Raw genomic sequence first — 20,062 nt, 5'->3', positions numbered from 1 at the left:
AGTTTAGGTCCTCGGAGCGAGCAGTCCCGGCGGCGCGGGGACGGCGCGGGATCAGCCGACGCCCGGGGGCAGCCGCCCCTCGCCGCGGTCGTCGGCGCGGGGGTCCTCGGCCACGGGCGCGGTGAGGTGCGTCTCGGCATCGCGCGGCCCGGCGCCGCCGGCGACGTGGCCGGCCTCCTCCGCCGCGATGTTCTCCGCGGACCCGACGGGCAGCGACGACGCGTCGACCCCGTCGGCCGCCCGCAGCTCGTCGTGGGCCCGGTCGATGGCCTCCTCGAGCTCGTCGACGAGGAGCTCCTCGCGCAGGAAGTGGCGGAGGCGGTAGCCGGCCCGGCCGACCATGTGCGCGGAGATCGGGGCCGTGAGCATCTGGAACAGGAGGACGGGCACGAGGATCGCCGCGGTGCTGAGGCTCCGCGATTGGAGGGCGAGGGCGAGGAGCACGAGGATCACGCCGAGGATCTGCGGCTTCGTCGCCGCGTGCATGCGCGCTAGCGGGTCCGGGAAGCGGAGGAGGCCCACGCCCGCCGCGACCGACAGCACGCCGCCGAGGATCAGGAGCACGAGGCTCACGAGGTCGAGGGCGTCGGCCAGGGGGCCGGACGCGAGGACGTCGTTCACGAGGGGTCCTGCTTCGAGACGTAGCGGGCGACGGCGACGGTCGCGAGGAACGCGGTCATCGCCAGCACGAGCATGACGGGGACGGTGCGGGTGTGTCCGTTGTAGACCATCTCCGCGCCGAGCACGCAGATGAGCGTGGTGAGGAGCACGTCGGAGGCGATGATCCGGTCGAGGATGCTCGGGCCGCGCACGATGCGCACGAGCGCCATCGCGGACGTCGCGAAGAACAGCGCGCCGACGACGACCCAGCCGACCTGCATGACGACGCTCATGAGAGCTCCTCCCCCGTGGTGCTGATGAGCCCGGCCTCGAGGTCGCGGTCGCGCACGAGCTCGTGCGCGCGCTGCCTCCGGCTCTGCAGGAGCGGCGCCCGCCCGGTCTCCCGGCGGTCGCGGTTGACGCGCCAGATGTCGTCCGCGGTGCCGAGCGTGAACACGATGCGGCTCTCCACCTCCAGCGTCGTCCGGCGCACGCGCTCCACGTCCTCCGCGGTCGAGGTGCCGAGCGCGTGCAGGTACAGGATCGAGCGCTCGCGGTCGGCCTCGACCACGATCGAGCCGGGGACGAGCGACACGAGCTCGGCCGTGAGCGTCATGACGAAGTCGCTGCGCGTGTGCAGGTGCACCGCGATGACCGAGTTGACCGGCACCCCGCGCCAGTCGAACGCCTGCACCGCCACCTGGTACGACGCGCGGACGAGGTCGACCGCGAAGCGCGCGAGGAGGATCGCCGCCCACCGGATGTCGAAGCGGCCGGACAGCTCCACGGGCGGCAGGTAGAACACGCGCGTCACGAGGAGCGCGAGCACGATGCCGGTGACCACCGAGATCACCGTGACGTGGCCCCAGAGGAGGAGCCACAGGATCACGAGCCAGACGAGGAGCGGCAGCTGCACCAGGAGGGACAGGCGCTCGGCACGGGCGCGGGCGCGGCGCGGGCTCACCGGACGCCTCCCGGGAACACGGTCTCCACGTAGCCCTGCTCGCCGGAGCCGACGCCGGACCCGGGGCCCGTGAGGCTCTCCCCCGCGCGCTCCGAGAGGGCGTAGACGGGACCCGCGAACACCGTGAGCGCCACGCTGACCACGACCATGCCGGCCGTCGCGCTCGTCATGAGCACGGGCGTCTTCCGCACGGTCGTGGTGGCCTCGCCGCCCGGGCGCTCGGAGAGCTGGTCGAGCAGGGGCGACTCGTAGTCCTCGACCTCCTCCGCGCCGCGCCAGAACGCCATGTTCCAGACGCGCGCCAGGGCGTAGAGGGTGAGGAGGCTCGTTGCCGCGCCCGCCGCGATGACGGCGTAGGTGAGCCAGCCGCCGACCTCGGCGCCCGCGCCGAACAGCGCGACCTTGCCGATGAAGCCGGAGAAGGGCGGGATGCCGCCGAGGTTGAGCGCGGGGATGAAGAAGAGGATCGCCATCACGGGCGCGGCCTTCAGCAGCCCGCCGAGCCGGTTGATCGACGTGCTGCCGCCCGTGCGCTCGATGAGCCCGGACGCGAGGAACAGCGTCGTCTGCACGACGATGTGGTGGATCACGTAGTAGATGGTCGCCGTCATGCCGGCCACGGTGTTGAGCGCGATGCCGAAGACCATGTAGCCGATGTGGCTGACGAGCGTGAACGACAGCAGCCTCTTGATGTCGGCCTGCGCCACCGCGCCGAGGATGCCGATCACCATGGTGAGCGCCGCGACCACCATGAGCGCAGTGGACAGCTGGTCGGTGGGGAACATGACCGTCTCGGTGCGGAGGATCGCGTAGACGCCGACCTTGGTGAGGAGCCCCGCGAACACCGCGGTGACGGGTGCGGGCGCCGTCGGGTAGGAGTCCGGCAGCCAGAACGACAGCGGGAAGACGGCCGCCTTGATGCCGAACGCGACGAGCAGCATGATGTGCAGGATCAGCTGCACGTCCGGCGGGATCTCGTCGAGCCGCACCGAGATCTGCGCGATGTTCACGGTGCCGAGCGCGCCGTAGATCATGGCGATCGACGCGAGGAACAGCATCGACGAGACGAGGCTCACCACGATGTAGGTGACGCCCGCCCGGATGCGCGCCTCCGTGCCGCCGAGGGTCAGCAGCACGTAGCTCGCCACGAGCAGGATCTCGAACCCGACGTAGAGGTTGAAGAGGTCGCCCGCGACGAAGGCGTTGAAGACGCCGGCCGCGAGGATCAGGTAGGTCGGGTTGAAGATCGACACGGGCGTCTCGCCGTCGCCGTCCTCGAGGCCCTGGCCGATCGAGAACATGAGGACCGCGAGCAGCACGATCGACGAGATCAGCAGCATGAGGGCCGACAGCCGGTCGACCACGAGGACGATGCCGAACGGCGCCGCCCACCCGCCGACCTCGACGGACTGGCCGCCCTGCTGGTCCACCAGCGCGAGCAGCACGCCGCTGATCGCGACCACGATGACGAGCGCGAGCACCGACACGGCGACCTGCAGGCGGCGCTGGCGCGCGGCCACGAGCGCGGCGGCGGCGCCGAGCAGCGGCACGAGGACGACGAGCGGGATGAGGGTCTGGAAGATCGTCACCGGTCGCCCCCCTCCCCCTGCTCGGCGCGCCTCGTGCGGAAGTCGCGGTCGTCGTCGTCGTCGGCCGAGTCGTCGATGGCCTCCTCCAGGTCGGAGCGGTTGTCGCGGAGCTTCCGCGCGGAGGCGATCGCGGCCTCGGCGTTGGTGCCGAACTCGGTGTCGTCGTCGTCGGGGACGGTCGGCTCCTCGCCGAGGCCCGTGCGGGGGCCGCGCATCGCGAGGTCGTCCTCGTCGTCCGTGACGACGTCGGCGTTCGCCAGGCGCCAGGAGCGGTAGATGAGCGCCATGAGGAAGGCCGAGACGCCGAAGGTGATCACGATGGCCGTGAGGATGAGCGCCTGCGGCAGCGGGTCGGCGTACTCCGACGGATCCAGGTCGGGGTCGTAGATGGGGGCGAGGCCCACGCGCCCGGACATGATGAGGATGAGGATGTTGGTCGCGTTGCCGACGAGCAGGAACCCGAGCAGCACGCGCGTCATGCTGCGCTCGAGCATGAGGTAGATGCCGGTCGCGTACAGCGAGGCCATGATCACGATGAGGGTGAGGGAGACGCTCATACGCGCACCCCCTGCTCGGTCTCCATGCCGTCCGCCCCCTGCTCGACCGTGCGGTCGTTCTCCTCCTGGCGGTCGACCTCGGCGCCGAGGCTGCGGAGCACGTCGAGCGTGAGGCCGACGACGACGAGGTAGACGCCGACGTCGAAGAAGGTGCTGGTGACGAACTCGACGTGGCCGAGGAGCGGGACCTCGGTGTCGATCCACGTGGACGTCAGCGCGTCGGCGCCGAAGACCAGCGGCAGCGCCGCCGTGCCGACCGCGAAGACGAGGCCCGTGCCGAGGACGCGTCCCGCGTCCACCGGGGCCGCGGCCCCGAGCTCGTAGCGCCCGCCCGCGAGGTAGCGCGCGACGAGGGCCATGCCCGCGAGGAGGCCGCCCGCGAAGCCGCCGCCCGGCAGGTTGTGGCCGGCGAAGAGGAGGTAGACGGACACGACGATGAGGCTGTGGAAGAGGAGCCGGACCACGACCTCCAGGAGGATCGAGCGGTTCTGCGGCGCGAGCGTGCGGCCGGCGAGGAGCCAGGGGCTGCGCTCCTCGCGGCGGGTGTCGGCGATCGCCGCGCGCGTCGTGCCCTGGGGGCCGTCCGCCCCGGGCTCGGCCTCGACGACCTCGGGCGCGGCCGGGTCGCGGCGGCCGGCGAGCCGGGCCAGGAGGCCGTGTCGTGCGGGCGCCTTCAGACGCGGCAGGTTGTCGGTGCGGCGGTTGAGGAAGATGAGGCTGGCGACGCCCGTGGCCGCGACGATGAGCACCGAGATCTCGCCCATGGTGTCCCAGCCGCGGAGGTCCACGAGCGTGACGTTGACGACGTTGCTGCCGTGGCCCTGCTCGTAGGCGAGGCGCGGGAACTCCAGCGAGATGGGATCCGCGACCCGGGCCCCGAGGGCGACGACCGCGACGGTCGACATGAGGGCCGCGACCGCGATCCCGATGGCCGCGCGCCACACCGGGTGCACCGAGCGGTTCCGCTCCCCCAGCCGCACGGGCAGGCGGCGGAGCACCAGGACGAAGGCGACCAGCGTGATCGTCTCGATGAGCACCTGGGTGAGCGCGAGGTCGGGCGCGCCGTGCAGGGCGAAGAGGGCGGCCATGCCGTAGCCGGTGACGCCCACGAGCACGACGGCCTGGAAGCGCTTGCCGGCGCGGGCGGCGGCGGCCGCCGCCACGATCATCACGACGCCGATCACGGGCTGCGCGGGGTGGTCGAACGGCACGGCGGTCGTCGGCCACGAGCGGTTGAGCGCGAGCGCGGATCCCACCGAGCCGATGAGCACGAGCAGGATCACGCCGAGGTAGAACGGCAGCGAGCCGCGCTGCGTGGTGGCCGTGGTGCGCGCCGCGACCCGGTCGATGAGGCGCATGGACGCCCAGTAGATGCGGGCCGCGTCGATCCACGCGGGGACCCGCGACTGCAGCGCGAAGACGCCGTCGCGGAGGCGGAACAGGGCGAGGCCGACGACCAGCGTGCCGGCGGAGATGAACAGGGCGGGCTCCAGGCCGTGCCAGAGCGCGAGGTGGTACGTGTGATCCGGCTCGCCCGAGGCCCCCGAGCTCACCGCGGGGAGGGTGTCGGCGTAGCCGGCGATCCAGCCGTCGACGCTCGACGCGAGGAACCCGAGCACGAGGCCGGCCACGGCGAGCACGGCCGGCGGCACGAGGAAGTCGAGGTGCTCGTGCACGGGCTGGACCTCGTCCACGCCGCGCTTGCGGGCGAAGGCGCCCCACATGAAGCGGGCGCTGTAGGCGACGGTGAGGCACGAGCCGATCGAGACGCCCACGAGCGCGACCCCGCCGAGGCCGCCGCCGAGCTCGGCGTCGAGGAGCAGCGCCGAGAGCACGGCCTCCTTGGCCACGAAGCCGAGGAAGGGCGGCAGGCCCGCCATCGACGCGAGGGCCAGGGCCGTGATGACCGCGAGCACGGGCGCCTTCCGGCCGAGTCCGCTGATCTTGCGGAGGTCGCGCGTGCCCGCGCGGTGGTCGACGACGCCGACGACGAGGAACAGCGTCGCCTTGAAGAGCGCGTGCGCGAGGAGGAGCGCGACGCCCGCGAGGGCGGCGTCGCGCGTGCCGTAGCCGACGACCACGGTCAGGAAGCCGAGCTGGCTCACCGTGCCGTAGGCGAGGACGAGCTTCAGGTCCATCTGCTTGAGCGCGCGCCAGCCGCCCACGAGCATCGTCGCGACGCCGAGGGAGACGAGGAGCACGCGCCACCCGGGCACGTCCGCGTAGCCGGGGGCGAGGCGGGCGATGAGGTAGATGCCGGCCTTCACCATGGCGGCGGCGTGCAGGTACGCGCTCACCGGGGTCGGCGCGGCCATGGCGGCCGGCAGCCAGAAGTGGAACGGGACGAGGGCGGACTTCGAGAGCGCGCCGAGGAGGATGAGGACGACCGCCACGGGGATGAGCGGGCCGCCGGGCGGGTCCGCCACGAGCGCGGCGAGGCTCGTCGTGCCGCCCGCCGCCGCGAGGATCACGAGGCCGACGAGCATCGCCAGCCCGCCCGCCGTCGTGACGAGGAGCGCCTGCAGCGCGGCGCCGCGGCTGGCCTTCCGGCCCGTGTAGTGGCCGATGAGCAGGTAGGAGAGGACGCTCGTCGCCTCCCAGAAGGTGAAGAGGACGAACACGTCGTCGGCGAGGACGAGGCCGTACATGACGCCCGCGAACGCGAGCAGCAGGCCCGCGAACCGGCCGAGCCCCTCCTCGCTGGAGCGGAAGTAGCGCGCGCAGTAGAGGAGGACGAGGGCGCCGACGCCCGTGACGACGAGCGACAGGATCCAGGACAGGGCGTCCATGCGCATGTCGAGCGTGATGCCGAGCGACGGGATCCACTCGAGGCGCTCGACGACCTCGCCGTCGGGCAGCACGGCCGGCCCCTGCGCGACCGTGTACGCGAAGGCCGCGGCGGGCACGAGGGCGGCGACGACGAACGCGCGGACGCCCACGGCGCGGGCGAGGAGCGGGAGGACGACGGAGGCGACCAGGAACACCGCGAGGAGGACGATCACGTGCGGTCTCCTCTCGCGAGTCGGCTATTTCCCCATTCTACCTGGGTCCTCCCTGAGAGGGCCTGGCGGTGCCGTCGCCGTCGGGCTCAGTCGAGGCGGACGGCCGGCTCGGCGCGGAGGTCGGCGAGCACCTGCAGCACGCGCGCGACGTCGTGCGGTCCGTCGACGCGGAAGTCGGCCGCGGTCGCGCCCGACCCGCTCTTGAGGCCGAGGTCGCCGGCCTGGAGCGCGGCGAACGCGTCCTCGTCGGTGACGTCGTCGCCCGCGTAGAAGACGGCGGTCGCCTCGGCGTACCGGCGGAGGTGCTCGACCGCCTCGCCCTTCGTGGCCTGGCGGATGCTGAACTCGAGCACGTCCTTGCCGGAGCGGACCTTGAGGCCGTCGACCTCCGCGTTCGCCTCCTGCGTCGCGACGAGGTGCGCGATGCGGCTGTGCTTCTCGGTGGCGAGGCGCGTGTGCAGGGCGAAGCCCGCGGGCTTCTCCTCGATCCAGACCTCGTCGAGCGAGTCGGCGACCTGGCCGAGCACGTCGGAGAGGACCCCGCGCTGCGCGAGCTCGCCCTCGTCGAGCACGAGCTCGATGTCGTCGCTGTCGAGGCGGATCTCCACGCCGTGCGATCCCACGAGCAGCACCTCGTCCGGCAGGTCCGCCACGGCCTCGAGGCTCCGCAGCGCCCGACCCGAGACGAGCGCGACGCGGGTGTCCGGCAGCGCCAGCAGCGCGAGCACGGCCGCGCGGGCCTCGGGCACCGCGCGCGCCTTCTCGGGGTCGTCGACCTCGGGCGCGAGCGTGCCGTCGAAGTCGAGCGCCACCAGCAGGCGCGGGGTGCGCGCGAGCTCGGTGAGCGCCTCGAACAGCCGTCCCGGGAAGCCGCGACCGCCCTTCGCCTGGATGTCGGTGGTCAGCTCGGCCACGCGGTCTACCAGCCCTCGTCCATGAGCGGCTCGACGACCTCTTCGTCGGGCCCCTCGTGGATCGAGGCGGCGTGCGTGCGCCCGAGGTCGGCGAGGAAGGCGCTCGACCAGGCCGCGACGTCGTTCTCGAAGACGCGCTTGCGGAGCGAGCGCATGCGCTTGCGCTGCTCGGCCTTCGGCATCTCGATGGCGCGGAGGATCGCCTCCTTGAGGCCCTCGATGTCGTGCGGGTTCACCAGGAGCGCGGCCTTCAGCTCGTCCGCGGCGCCCGCGAACTCGCTGAGCACGAGCACGCCCTCGTTGGAGTGCTTCGTGGCGACGTACTCCTTGGCGACGAGGTTCATGCCGTCGCGGAGGGCCGTGACGAGCATCACGTCGGCCGCGAGGCACAGCGCGACCATCTCCTCCTTCGGGTACCCGTGGTGCAGGTAGCTGATGGCGGTGTGGCTGATGGAGCCGTAGTCGCCGTTGATGCGGCCGACCGTCAGCTCGATCTCGTCCCGCAGCTGGCGGTACGTCTCGACGCGCTCCCGGCTGGGGCTCGCGACCTGCACGAGCGTCGCGTCCTCCACCTTCACGCGCCCCTCGGCGAGGAGCTCGCCGAACGCCTTCAGGCGGTGGCCGATGCCCTTCGTGTAGTCGAGCCGGTCGACGCCCAGGAGGATCGTCTCCGGGTCGCCGAGGTCGGCGCGGATCTGGCGGGCGCGCTCCTGGATGGCCGGGTCCTTGGCCATCTCCTCGTAGCTGCGCGCGTCGATGGAGATCGGGTAGTGCTTGGCCACGACCGGGCGGGTGCGGAGCTCGCGCACGGGCTTCGACGGCTTGGTGCCGGGGACGGTGAGCGCGATGCCGCCGCGCACGGGCACGTCGACCGTGGTCCCGCGCGTCGTGTACCCGAAGAGCCGCCGGACGGCGCGCGTGAAGTTGCCGGCGTCGGCGACCCGCTGGAAGCCGATGACGTCGGCGCCGAGGAGGCCCTCGATGATCTGCGTGCGCCACGGCAGCTGCGAGTAGATGCCGTAGGGCGGGAACGGGATGTGGTTGAAGAAGCCGATGGTGAGGTCCGGCCGCTGCTCGCGGAGCATCTTCGGCACGAGCTGCAGCTGGTAGTCCTGCACCCAGACGGTGGCGCCGGGCGCCGCGGCCTTCGCGGCCGCGTCGGCGAACCGCTGGTTGACCTTGACGTAGGTGTCCCACCACTCGCGGTGGTAGCTCGGCTGCGCGATGACGTCGTGGTAGAGCGGCCACAGCGTGTCGTTCGAGAAGCCCTCGTAGTACTCGGCGAGGTCCTGCTCGCTGAGCGTGACGGGGATGATCGAGATGCCGTCGTCGACGAAGGGCTCGACGTCGTGGTCGGCGATGCCCGGCCAGCCGACCCACGCGCCCTCGTTGGCGCGCATGACGGGCTCGAGGGCCGTGACGAGGCCGCCCGGCGAGTGCCGCCAGGAGGTGGTGCCGTCGGCGGCGACCACGCGGTCGACGGGGAGGCGGTTGGAGACGACGACGAGGTCGTAGGCGCCGGGCTCGACGTCGGGGACGCCGCTCGCGTCGGCGGTCGTCGGCTCGGTCGCGGAGGGCGTGGATGAGGGTGGCGGAGTCACGGTTCCCGTCTCGGTTGCGCAGAGCTCTGTGGTACCTGCTCGGTGGGTCGAGGCTACCAGCCCGGCGGTGCCGCGAGCGGGGGCGGCGGGTCCCCCGGCGTCACATGCGGAGGACGGCCCGTGCGGCGTCGTGCAGCGCGTCGCCGTAGGACGGGCCGTGCGACGCGGCGTGGACGGCGAGCGGGTGCAGCTGGTGCAGCGGCACGCGGGCGCGCCAGCCCGGGGCGAGGGAGCCGGTGTCCGCGTAGGCGCCGAGGACCTCGTCGAGGCCCGGGCAGCCGAAGAGCGCGAGCATCGCGAGGTCGGTCTCCCGGTGGCCGCCGTGCGCGGCCGGGTCGATGAGGACCGCCCCGGCGGCCGTCCACTGCACGTTGCCCGACCAAAGGTCGCCGTGGATCCGCGCGGGCGCCGCGCCGTCGTCGAACCGGCCGTCGGCGGCGGTCACGCAGGCGCGCTCCACGTCGGCGGCCTGCGCGGGGGTCGCATGGCCGACGTCGACCGCCCGGCGCAGGTAGGGCAGCACGCGCTCGCGGGCGTACCAGGCGCCCCATCCCTCCCCCGGGCCGTCGTCGCCCGCGCCCCGGACCGACAGCGGCTGCCGCCCGATGAACGCCGGGCCGTCGAGGCCGGCGGGCGGGGATCCGAACGCGGGGGCGCCGGCGGCGTGGGTCGCGGCGAGCGCCGTGCCGAACGCCCGGGCCGCCGCGCGCGTGGGCCGCGCGGTCTCCAGGCGCTCGAGGTCGATGCGGCCCGGCGCGACCGCGCGCACGCGGACCACGCGCGCTCCCCCGGCGGGCTCCGCCTCGGCCAGCCACGCGAGCCCCGCTGCCTCGGCTTCGAAGAACCCGCGCGGGGCGTCCGCGCGCTCCTTCCGGTAGGCGTCCCCGCCGTCGTGCCCGCCCGATCCCGCAGCCGCCATGCCCGTCCCCCTCCCGTCGCGGCCGGCGTGCCGCCGTCCCGTCGCCTCCACCCTGCCTCCCGGCGGCGGCCGCTGTCCGCGTCGCGCATCCGACACGCGCCGGACCGCCCGCGTACCCCGTGCGCTCAGCGGCGCCGGGTACGCTCGCCGACGTGATCCGTGTCGGAATGAGCACGACCTGCGTGTACCCCCAGCCCGTCGCCGCCGCCTTCTCCATGGCGAGGCGCGCGGGCTTCGACGGCGTCGAGATCATGGTGACGAACGACGAGGTCACCCAGGACGCCGCGGCCCTCCGCGCGCTGTCGGAGGAGCACGGGCTGCCGATCCTCTCCATCCACGCGCCCGTCCTGCTGCTCACGCACTTCGTGTGGGGGCGGGATCCCCAGGTCAAGCTGGAGCGGTCCGCCGAGCTCGCGCACGCGGTCGGCGCGCCCGCCGTCGTCGTGCACCCGCCGTTCCGCTGGCAGGCCGGCTACGCGGAGTCGTTCCTCGACATCGTGCGCTCGATCCAGACGTCGACCGGCGTCGAGATCGCCGTCGAGAACATGTTCCCGTGGCAGGTCGCCGGCCGCAGCATGAAGGCGTACGCGCCCGGCTGGGACCCCACCGCCATGGACTGCGACGCCACCACGCTCGACTTCTCGCACGCCTCGCTCTCCGGCCAGGACGCCCTCGAGATGGCCAAGGCCCTCGGCCCGCGCCTGCGCCACGTGCACCTGTGCGACGGATCCGGGTCGCAGGACGACGGCCGCATCTTCGACGAGCACCTCCTCCCGGGCCGCGGCACGCAGCCCGTCGCGGAGACGCTCCGCTGGCTCGCCGAGCAGGGCTGGCAGGGGGGCGTCGTCGCCGAGGTCAACACCCGCAAGGCCAAGACCGAGGAGCAGCGGCTCGCCATGCTCATCGAGACGCGCGAGTTCGCGCAGCGGCAGCTCCGGCTCGACACGGCGCCGGAGAAGACGCCCGTCGCGCCGCCCGCGGTCTCCGGGTACCAGCGGCTCCGGACCGCGCTGCGCCGCGAGCGGTGACGCGCGCGCCCAGGCGCACGCGGTTGGATGGGCGGAGGGGAACGCCCCCGCACATGATCGACGCCGCGCGAGGCCCCGCCCGCCCGGCGTCGGGACCGGAGACACCATGAGCACCACCGTGCACCTCGAGATCCAGGTCGACGAGAGCCGCCTGGCCGACGTCGCCGACGTCCTCGCCGAGACCCTGCAGGCGACCCGCGCGTTCGCGGGCAACGAGGGCCTCGAGGTCCTCGTCGACGACGCCGACCCCGCCCGCATGATCGTCGTCGAGCAGTGGGCGTCCAACGCGGACCACGACGCCTACGTCGCCTGGCGCGCCACGCCCGAGGGCGCCGCGCGCCTCGGCGAGGTGCTCGCGGCGCCGCCCGTGACCCGCGTGTTCAGCGGGCGCATCGCGCTCGCGCTGTAGCGCGCCGCACGCACGACGAGGGCCGCCCGGATCACCGGGCGGCCCTCGTCGTCGATGCGGTCGTCCCGCGGGTCACACCGCGACGGCCACCGACGACGGGGCCGCGCCGGGCACCAGCCCGAGGCTCCGCGCCCGGCGCGAGCGACGGGTCACGAGGTAGGACACCGCGAGGCTCAGCAGCAGGAACACCGCGAGGACGCCCGCCGACCCCCAGGCGACGCCCGGGGCGCCGCCCGCGATGATCGCCTGCATGCCGGCCACCGCGTAGGTCAGCGGCAGGAACGGGCTGATCGCCTGGAACGGCTCGGCCACGAGCTGGAGCGGGATCACGCCGCCCATGGCCGCCGCCTGCACGGCCAGGAGGATCAGCGACACCACGAGACCCGTGCGCCCGAGCGCCTGCCGGAGCAGGTAGTGGATCGCCGTGAAGGCCGCCGCCGTCACCGCCGCGAAGCCGAGGGTGGCGGGCAGCAGCGCGAGCGACAGCCCGAGGGCCGCGTGCACGAGCGCGACGAGGAGCACGACCTGCACCAGGGCGATCAGGGCGGCGCGCGCGAGCACGCGGCCCATCACGCGGCCGGTCGCGGCCGAGGACGCGAGCAGGCGGCGCGCGGCCGGGCGCAGCACGAGGAACGTCGCGAAGGCGCCGAGCCACAGGCCGACGGGCACGAAGATCGCGGCGATGGCGTCGCCCGGGCTGCCGATCTCGTTCTCGCGCTCGACCGTGAGGCCGACCGGGTCGGCGACGACGCCCGAGGCGGACGAGGCCTGGTCGGCGTCGAGCGACGGGATCTGCTCCGCGCCCTGCGTGAGCCCCGAGCCGAGCTCCGTCGCGCCCGAGGAAAGCGCGTCGGCGCCCGTGGCGAGGTCGCCCGCGCCCGTGGCCGCGCCGGTCGCGCCGGCGCGGAGCTGGCCGAGGCCGTCGCCCAGCTGGCGCGCGCCGGAGACGAGCGCGCCGCCGTTGGCCGCGAGCTGCGACGCACCGGACGCGCTCTGGCCGATGCCCTGCTGCACGCCCTGGATCCCGGCCGCAGCCTGGGTCGCGAGGGTCGCGCCCTGCGCCGCGTACTGGTCGAGCCCCTGCTCGAGCGGCTGGAGCTGCGCGGCGAGCGGCGCGGTCTGCGGGTCGGCGGCGAGCTGCTGCCGGATCCCCGCGACCTGCTGGGCGATCTGCCCGGCCCCGCCCGCGTACTGCCCTACCCCGTCGGACACCTGCGACAGACCGGCGGCCCCGGCCTGCAGCTGGTCGAGCCCGGAGGAGAGCTGCCCGACGCCGCCCGTGTACGCGCCGAGGCCGTCGGCGAGCTGCGACGCGCCCTGCTCGGACTGGCCGAGGCCGTCGCCGAGCTGCGTGATCCCGTCGCCGAGCTGCGTCGCGCCCGAGGAGAGCTGGGTCGCGCCGTCGGCGAGCTGCTCGGCGCCCGAGCCGGCCTCGGTGAGCGAGCCCTTGAGGCTGCCGAAGGTCGTGTAGATGCCGGAGACGAACTGCGACGTGATCGCGTTGCCGAAGACGCTCGTCATGCCGACGCCCACGGCCTGCGTGGCCGCGCCCGTCAGGTAGCCGTGCGCGTCGTCGGTCGCCACGGTGATCTGCGCGCGCTGCGGCGCGTCCGTCGACAGCGACACGATCGACGCGGAGAAGTCCTCGGGCACCGTCAGCACCGCGTAGACCTCGCCGTCGTCGAGCATCCGCTGGGCCTCGTCGGCGTTCGTGATGGTCCAGTCGAAGGCCTGGTTGTCGTCGGAGGTCAGCTGAGTGACGAGCAGGCGGCCGGCCAGCACGGGCGACTCGGTGCCGTCCGGCGCCGTCTGCTGCACCATCTCGTCCTGGTTGACGATGGCGGCGGGCACCCGCTCGACGCCGTCGGCGACGTTGGAGAGGGAGCCGATGAAGAGGCCGGCGACCGCGAGGGGCACGATCGCGACGAGGGCGACGGCGAGCCGTCGGCGTACGGAGCGGGTGGTCATCGGCGGGTCTCCTTGCCGGTCGTGACGGGCTGGTCGATGTCGGGGACGGCGGCGTCATCCGCGCCGAGGCGGAGGCGCACGGTGGGGCGGCCCGGGATCCCGTGGTCGTCGGGGAACCACGGCGCGCCCAGCAGGACGGTCGTGCTCTCGTGGACGAGCGCGGGCAGGGCGGCGAGGAACGCCCGCTCGGCGGCGGCGTCGGGGAAGGGGTCCACCACGTCGAGCACGAGCACGGGGGCCCTGCCGGACGCGGCGACCGCGGTCAGGGCGATGGCGCGCTCGAGCGGCAGGAGCGATCCGACGGGGTCGTCGGCGCCGATGCGCCGCGCTCCCGCCGCGTCGGCGGCCTCGTCGATGCGCGCGAGCCACTCCGACTGACGCGCGCGGGCCCCGCGGCGGCGGCCCATCGGCTCCGACAGGTCGATGCGCTCGGCGAGGAGGTCCCCCACCGTTACGCCCGAGTCGACGCGGTCGACGCGGCCGAGGTCGGCCATGGCGACGCTCGTGAGGACGCGGCCGGACTCGGACGCGAGCGGGTGGCCCGCGACGTGCGCACGGCCGGACAGCGGCGCGAGCCGGGCCCCGAGCGTGGCGCCGAGGAGCCGGCGGTCGGCGACGTCGCCCTCGACGAGCACGAGGGATCCGGCCGGGGCGCTGAGGTCGACCGGCGGGAGCCGGCGCCCGGGCACGCCCACGACGAGCCGCTCGGCCGCGACGGCGGCGCCGGACGCGCGGGCCCAGTCGACGTCGTCCTGGTGCTCGCGGAGGCCCTCGCCCTCGATGTCGACGTCGGGGAGGATCCGGTCGAGCCAGCGCGGGATCCACCAGGCGCGCTTCCCGAGCAGCGCCATGGCCGCGGGCACGAGGGTCATGCGCACGAGGAACGCGTCGAAGAAGATGCCGACGGCGAGCCCGAGGGCGATGGTCTTGATGACGCCCGCGCCCTCGGGCACGAAGGCCGCGAAGACGAAGAACATGATGAGGGCGGCCGCCGTGACCACGCGGGCGGCGCCCGAGAAGCCCGTGACGATGGCACGGCGCGCGTCGCCGTGGTGCACGAAGTCCTCGCGCATGCCCGAGACCAGGAAGACCTCGTAGTCCATGGCGAGCCCGAACAGGATCGCCATGAGGAGGATCGGCATGAAGCTGAGGATGGGGCCGGGCGTCACGCCGAGGACGTCCGCGAACAGGCCGTCCTGGAAGATCAGGACCACCGTCCCGAACGACACGATGACGCTCAGCAGGAAGCCGACCGCGGCCTTCACCGGCACGAAGATCGACCGGAACACGATCATCAGCAGGATGATCGACAGCCCCACGACCACGACGCCGAACGGCACGAGGGCCTGGTCGAGCCGCTGCGAGATGTCGTTCTGCACGGCGGTCGTGCCCGTGACGGAGACGCGCGTGTCGTAGCGGTCGTGGAGCCCGGGCGCGAGGTCGCGGATGGACTGCATGAGGGCCGTGGTCGCCGCCGACTCGGGCGGGCTGTCCGGCACGACCTGGATGATCGCGGTGTCCACGGACGGGTTCGGCGTGCCGGCGCCCACGAACGCGACGTCGTCGAGCCCGCGGATCTCGTCCCCGATGTCGCCCAGCACCCCGATCGGGTCGGTGGTCTGCGTGATGTCGACGAGGACGACGAGCGGGCCGTTGTGGCCGGGGCCGAACGCGTCCGAGACGGTGTCGTACGCGACGCGGCTGGTGGATCCCTCGGGGTCGGTCGCGCCGCTCGGCAGACCGAGCTGCAGCTGCGAGGCGGGGACGGCGAGCAGCCCGGCGATGCCGATGACGATCACGACGGGGATGATCGGCACCTTCGTGACGATCGCGACCCAGCGCGCCCCGAGGGTCCGCTGCGTCCCGGCTGCCTGCGCGGTGGCGCGGCGGGCGGCCCGCGAGCCCTCCTTCGGCCGCAGGCGCTCGCCCGCGAAGCCGAGCATCGCGGGCAGCAGCGTCGTCGCGACGCCCATGGCGAGCAGCACCGCGAACGCGGCGCCGAGGCCCATGACGGTGAGGAACGGGATCTGCACCACGAGGAGCCCGAGCAGCGCGATGATCACCGTCACGCCCGCGAAGATGACGGCGCTGCCGGCGGTCGCGACCGCGGTGGCCGCCGAGCGCTCCACGGGCATGCCGTTCGCGAGCTGCGTGCGGTGCCGCATGAGGATGAAGAGGGCGTAGTCGATGCCGACCGCGAGGCCGATCATTACGGCGAGCAGCGGCGACGCGCTCGAGACCGTGACGAAGCGGGCCGCCGCGAGCAGGGCCCCCGCCGACGCCGCGACGCCCACGAGCGCGCCGATGAGCGGCAGGCCCGCCGCGAGCAGCGACCCGAAGGTGAGCACGAGCACGAGGCCCGCGAAGAGCACGCCGAACGCCTCCGTGACCGTGACGCCGTAGTGGATGTCCTGGAACACCTGCCCGCCGAACGAGACGGCCAGCCCGGCGTCGGTCGCCGCCTGCGCGGAGTCCTTCAGCGCGTCGAGCGTGGCCTCCGTCACCTGGTCGCTCTGGCCCGAGAACTGCACGGTCGTGATCGCGACGGTGCCGTCCTCGGAGACCGCGTCGGTCGCGTACTCGGAGAAGGGCGAGAGCGCCGTCTCGACGCCCGGCGCCTCGCCGGCGGCCGTCGCGGTGGCCTCGATGGCGGCCCTCTCGGCCTCGTCGGTCACCTTCGCACCGGCCGGCGCCTCGGTCACGATCTGCGCGCTCGCGCCCGCGGCCTGCGGGAACACGGCCGCGAGCCGGTCGATGGCCTCCTGCGACTCCGTGCCCGGGATGGCGAACGCCTCCTGCGTCTTCCCGCCGAGCGCGAGGCCGCCGCCGAGCAGGATGCCGAGGACGAGGATCCAGGCGGCGACGACGCGCCACGGGTGCAGGAACGAGATCCGGCCGAGCCGGTACAGAAGCGTTGCCATGGGCGGGGGCTCTCCTTGCGAGGGGACGTGCGGGGTCAGGCGGTGCGGGCGCCGAGGGGGGCGAGGAGCTCCCCCACGACCACGACGAGAGCGGCCCTGATCTCGTCGTCGGGGAGGGGCTCGTTGGTGGACCAGTCGTCGCTGGCGGCGAGGATGTACGCCGCCCCGCCGAGCGCCACGCCGAAGCGCAGCTGGTCGAGGGTGCTGTCGAGCGCGCCGGCGGTCTCGCCGAGCGTGCGGACGAGGTCGTTGGCCCGCTCGATCACGGCGAGGTGCCCGAGCGAGCGGCCCTGCGTGATGAAGAGCGCGACCTCGTGCCGGTGCAGCAGCAGGAAGTCGATGAAGCGCTCGACGAACAGGCGTCGCGCCTCCTCGTCGCCGCGGATGGAGTCGGCCCGCTCGATGACCTCGGCGAGCGCGTCGATCGTCGGCTCGAGGAGGGCGTCGAGCAGGGCCTCCTTGGAGGCGAAGTGGTAGAGCACGCTCGACTTCGAGTAGCCCGCCTCGTCGGCGATCTGCTGCAGCGAGGTCGCCTGGAACCCGTCCCGGGCGAAGCGGGCCGCCGCGATGGGGCGGAGCTCGGCGCCGGCGGATGCGCGGGGGGTCCTGGTCACGCGTGGAGCCTACGCTGACCGAGCGGTCAGTGCCTGACTGATCGGTCAGATGCCCGGGGGCTTGACAGGGAGGGCCTCCGCGGTCAGCGCGTGAGCACGAACGCGAGCATCGCGAGGCCGACGGTGAGCGGGGCCACCACGAGGCCGAGCAGCACGTAGCGCGACCACCTGATGTGCACCCCCATGCTCACGAGCCGCTCGTGCCAGAGCAGCGTCGCGAGCGACGCCCACGGCGTGATGAGCGGGCCGGCGTTGACGCCGACGAGGATCGCGACGAGCCGCTCCGGGGATCCCGCCACCGGCTCGAGCGCCAGGTACGCCGGCAGGTTGTCGACCGCGTTGGCGCTCAGCGTCGCGACGCCGGCGAGGCGGAACAGCGCCGCGGCGTCCTGCCCCTGGCCCGACACCGCGGCCATCACGGCCGTGAGCCCGAGCGACTGCGCGGCCTCCATGACGACGAACAGGCCCGACGCGAACACCACGAGCTGCCACGGCAGGAGCCCGAGCCGGAGCGCGCGCGGACGGCGCAGGGCCGTGAGGACCGCGAGCGCCACGGCCGCGGCGAGCGCCGGGATCCACACCTCGACGCCCGAGACGAGCGCCGGCACCAGGAGGCCCACCACCACGGCGCTGCCGACGAGCAGCACGCGGTCCGTCGGCGCGGTGGGCGCCCCGACCTCGTAGCGCGTGAGGAGGTCCCTGCGGTGGATCACGAGGATCGCGAGCACGGGCACCGCGATGGCGACGAGCGCCGGGGCGACCGTGAGCGCCGCGAACCCTGCCGGGCCGAGCCCGCCGAGCTCGTGCTCCGCGAGCAGGTTCGTGAGGTTCGAGACGGGGAGGAGGAGCGACGCCGTGTTCGCCAGCCACACGGTGGTCAGCGCGAACGGGAGCGGCGGCAGCCCGCAGTGCCGCGCGAGCACGACGACCACGGGCGTGAGCAGCACCGCCGTCGTGTCGAGCGACAGGAACACGGTGCAGAGGCACGCGAGCAGCACGGTCGCGAGCCAGAGGGCCCAGGTGCGTCCACGCCCGAGGCCAGCCGCGCGCTCGGCGATCCAGGTGAACAGGCCCGCCTCGCTGGCGAGCTCGGTGACCACCGTGATGGCGACCACGAAGAGGAGGATCGGCCAGACCCGCTCGGACAGGACCCCGAGGGAGTCGAGCGGCAGGGCTCCCGTGGCCACGGCGACCGCGCCGACGACGAGGAGCACCACCCCGATGAGGGCTGTGCGCACGGGCGCCTCCTGTCTGATCCGCGATCACTGTACTCATCGCCCGCCGGGAGCCCGCGCCGCCTGCGGAGAGGGGACGCGGCGGGCCCGTCGGCGGCCGGGCGCGGCGGTCGCGGCCCGCGGATCCCGGTACCGTGGAAGCACACTGGGAGGTGTCATGCGCAAGTACATCCTGAACGGCAGCGTCCTCAGCGCCCTCATCGGCGGCTGGAGCACGCTCCAGACCACCCGACGCGGACCGCGCGACTGGAAGCTCGGCCTCATGTGGCTCAGCTGGGGCATCACGGTCGCCATCGCCATCGGCACCGTCATCGAGGACTCGCGCGACGGGCAGATCGGCAACTAGCCGCTCCTCCCCTCGCGACGCGCGCACCCGACGGGTGCGCGCGTCCTCTGCGCGTGCCCGTCACTCCTGCGTGCGCCACCTCGAGCCGTCGACCTCCAGGTCGATGCGCTCCTCGGCGGGCACGGTCGAGATCGGCCCCGTGAACAGGCCCGCGCGCGTGTCGCCCTGGGCCGTCCCCGAGAACAGGCCCGTCGGCTCGGCCTCCGCGGCGCGCCGACCGGGCCGGGGCGCGTCGTCGCGCGCGTGCGGATCCACCATCTGCACGCGCGTGCGCGGCAGCGACTGCGGGCTGTGCTCGTGCAGGAACGCCACGAGGCGCTCGCGCACCAGGCAGCGCAGGTCGAAGAGCGTCGGCGCGTCGACGGCCGAGACGAGCACGCGGATCCGGACGTAGCCGCCCACCGCGTCCGTCACCTGCAGCACCGAGACGCGGCCGTCCCACAGGTCGGTGCCCGCGAGCACCCGGTCGAGCTCCTCGCGCATGCTGGCCGGGGTCGCCCGCCAGTCGAGGTCGAGCTCCACCGCGCCGAGCAGCTCCGACTTGGTGCGGGTCCAGTTCTGGAACGGCGTGGTCGTGAAGTACGTGGACGGCAGCACCATGCGCCGGTCGTCCCAGATGTGCACGACGACGTAGGTGAGGGTGATCTCCTCCACGCGCCCCCACTCCGTCTCGACGATCACGACGTCGTCCACGCGGATCGCGTCGCTGAAGGCGAGCTGCATCCCGGCGAACACGTTGGCGAGCGTCGACTGCGCGGCGAGGCCCGCCACGATCGACACGAGGCCGGCGGAGGCGAGGACGCTCGCGCCGGCGGCCTGCGCGCCCGGGAAGGTCAGGAGGACCGCGCCGATCGCGATGACGACGATCGCGACGACCGTGAGGCGCCGGATGATGAGCACCTGCGTGCGCACGCGGCGGGCGACCCGGTTGTCGGCGACGTCCACCCGGTAGCGGCTGAGCCCGAGGTCCTCGAAGAAGATGGCGAGCGCGCACACCAGCCAGGCGGCGGCGACGATCGTGACGACGTGCAGCAGGTGGTCCACGCCGTCGCGCACCTCCCCCGGCGCCATGGAGGAGCGGAGGGCGATCCACACGGCCACCACCACGAGCAGCACGCGGAACGGGCGGCGGGCGCGCCGGACGAGGCGCGCCGCCCACTCGCGTCGGCGCGCGACGAGGCGCACGACGAGGGCGACGACGGCGGTGACGACGAGGGCGGCGGCCACGGCGGCGAGCACCGTGACGATGACGGCGACGGCGGGCACGGCGAGCAGGGCGGGCAGGTCCACGGATCCTCCTGGGGGTCGAGCGGACCGCGCTGTCCCGGGCTCCCAGTCTCGCAGGCGCTCCTCCGCGTGCGCCGTCGGCGGCCGTCGGGTCGCCGCGGGGGGGGG

Annotated in this window: 17 protein-coding genes; 3 read left to right on the top strand and 14 right to left on the bottom strand. The window is 73.8% G+C overall.

The annotated features are described in order from the left end of the window. Positions 1-51: 51 nt before the first annotated feature. The 9 genes from mnhG to ACT7CP_RS05220 all read right to left on the bottom strand — a co-directional run bounded on the left by mnhG (position 52) and on the right by ACT7CP_RS05220 (position 10,146). Positions 52-621: a monovalent cation/H(+) antiporter subunit G gene (gene mnhG / locus ACT7CP_RS05260; RefSeq protein ID WP_445443634.1), complete on the bottom strand. Its 570-nt coding sequence runs from the start codon at positions 619-621 to the stop codon at positions 52-54. Next, positions 618-893: an MrpF/PhaF family protein gene (locus tag ACT7CP_RS05255; protein ID WP_413963942.1), complete on the bottom strand. Its 276-nt coding sequence runs from the start codon at positions 891-893 to the stop codon at positions 618-620. Before ACT7CP_RS05255 ends, mnhG begins: the two co-directional genes overlap by 4 nt. Continuing rightward, positions 890-1,564, bottom strand: coding sequence for a Na+/H+ antiporter subunit E (locus ACT7CP_RS05250; RefSeq protein WP_445443633.1), 675 nt, complete (start codon positions 1,562-1,564; stop codon positions 890-892). Before ACT7CP_RS05250 ends, ACT7CP_RS05255 begins: the two co-directional genes overlap by 4 nt. Continuing rightward, positions 1,561-3,153: a Na+/H+ antiporter subunit D gene (locus tag ACT7CP_RS05245; protein WP_413963940.1), complete on the bottom strand. Its 1,593-nt coding sequence runs from the start codon at positions 3,151-3,153 to the stop codon at positions 1,561-1,563. The genes ACT7CP_RS05250 and ACT7CP_RS05245 overlap by 4 nt, the downstream gene beginning before the upstream one ends. Next, positions 3,150-3,710, bottom strand: a complete 561-nt coding sequence (locus ACT7CP_RS05240) for a Na(+)/H(+) antiporter subunit C (RefSeq protein WP_445443632.1) — start codon at positions 3,708-3,710, stop codon at positions 3,150-3,152. The genes ACT7CP_RS05245 and ACT7CP_RS05240 overlap by 4 nt, the downstream gene beginning before the upstream one ends. Beyond that, entirely contained in the window at positions 3,707-6,712 is a 3,006-nt protein-coding gene (locus ACT7CP_RS05235) for a Na+/H+ antiporter subunit A (protein WP_445443631.1), read from the bottom strand. The genes ACT7CP_RS05240 and ACT7CP_RS05235 overlap by 4 nt, the downstream gene beginning before the upstream one ends. A gap of 86 nt (positions 6,713-6,798) precedes the next feature. Then, positions 6,799-7,626 carry a trehalose-phosphatase gene (gene otsB / locus ACT7CP_RS05230; protein ID WP_445443630.1) on the bottom strand — a complete coding sequence of 276 codons (828 nt, stop codon included), beginning with the start codon at positions 7,624-7,626 and terminating at the stop codon, positions 6,799-6,801. A 5-nt stretch (positions 7,627-7,631) separates the two neighbouring features. Beyond that, the gene (locus tag ACT7CP_RS05225) at positions 7,632-9,227 is read right to left on the bottom strand and encodes an alpha,alpha-trehalose-phosphate synthase (UDP-forming) (protein WP_445443629.1); all 1,596 of its coding nucleotides are present in this window, start codon (positions 9,225-9,227) and stop codon (positions 7,632-7,634) included. Between the two features lie 100 nt (positions 9,228-9,327). Continuing rightward, on the bottom strand, positions 9,328-10,146 hold the full coding sequence (locus tag ACT7CP_RS05220; protein ID WP_445443628.1) for a fructosamine kinase family protein: 819 nt from the start codon (positions 10,144-10,146) through the stop codon (positions 9,328-9,330). A 152-nt stretch (positions 10,147-10,298) separates the two neighbouring features. Between ACT7CP_RS05220 and ACT7CP_RS05215 the strand changes: the two genes are divergently transcribed. Together ACT7CP_RS05215 and ACT7CP_RS05210 are read left to right on the top strand one after the other, a co-directional pair. Beyond that, on the top strand, positions 10,299-11,174 hold the full coding sequence (locus ACT7CP_RS05215) for a sugar phosphate isomerase/epimerase family protein (RefSeq protein WP_413963934.1): 876 nt from the start codon (positions 10,299-10,301) through the stop codon (positions 11,172-11,174). 106 nt (positions 11,175-11,280) lie between these two features. Beyond that, a complete protein-coding gene (locus ACT7CP_RS05210) occupies positions 11,281-11,583 on the top strand; it encodes a putative quinol monooxygenase (protein ID WP_445443627.1) in 303 nt (100 codons plus the stop codon). A 72-nt stretch (positions 11,584-11,655) separates the two neighbouring features. Here the strand turns inward: ACT7CP_RS05210 and ACT7CP_RS05205 are convergent, their stop codons facing one another. From ACT7CP_RS05205 to ACT7CP_RS05190, 4 genes are all read right to left on the bottom strand, one after another. Continuing rightward, positions 11,656-13,551: a YhgE/Pip family protein gene (locus ACT7CP_RS05205; RefSeq protein ID WP_445443626.1), complete on the bottom strand. Its 1,896-nt coding sequence runs from the start codon at positions 13,549-13,551 to the stop codon at positions 11,656-11,658. Continuing rightward, entirely contained in the window at positions 13,548-16,472 is a 2,925-nt protein-coding gene (locus ACT7CP_RS05200) for an MMPL family transporter (RefSeq protein ID WP_445443625.1), read from the bottom strand. The genes ACT7CP_RS05205 and ACT7CP_RS05200 overlap by 4 nt, the downstream gene beginning before the upstream one ends. Positions 16,473-16,507: 35 nt before the next feature. Next, positions 16,508-17,086 (bottom strand): TetR/AcrR family transcriptional regulator, encoded by a 579-nt coding sequence (locus tag ACT7CP_RS05195; RefSeq protein WP_445443624.1) that lies wholly within the window; start codon positions 17,084-17,086, stop codon positions 16,508-16,510. An 83-nt stretch (positions 17,087-17,169) separates the two neighbouring features. Beyond that, a complete protein-coding gene (locus ACT7CP_RS05190; RefSeq protein ID WP_445443623.1) occupies positions 17,170-18,324 on the bottom strand; it encodes an SLC13 family permease in 1,155 nt (384 codons plus the stop codon). Between the two features lie 154 nt (positions 18,325-18,478). On the opposite strand from ACT7CP_RS05190, the gene ACT7CP_RS05185 reads away from it, so the two are divergent. Beyond that, positions 18,479-18,667 carry a hypothetical protein gene (locus ACT7CP_RS05185; protein ID WP_413963928.1) on the top strand — a complete coding sequence of 63 codons (189 nt, stop codon included), beginning with the start codon at positions 18,479-18,481 and terminating at the stop codon, positions 18,665-18,667. A gap of 60 nt (positions 18,668-18,727) precedes the next feature. Here ACT7CP_RS05185 and ACT7CP_RS05180 read toward each other — a convergent pair whose 3' ends face one another. Next, complete coding sequence (locus tag ACT7CP_RS05180; protein ID WP_445443622.1) at positions 18,728-19,957, bottom strand: mechanosensitive ion channel family protein; 1,230 nt, start codon at positions 19,955-19,957, stop codon at positions 18,728-18,730. Positions 19,958-20,062 lie beyond the last annotated feature (105 nt).

The organism is Clavibacter rahimiani (genome assembly GCF_052654495.1).
The sequence above is the reverse complement of the archived record's forward strand: the minus strand, read 5'-3'. Positions and strand labels throughout refer to the sequence as shown.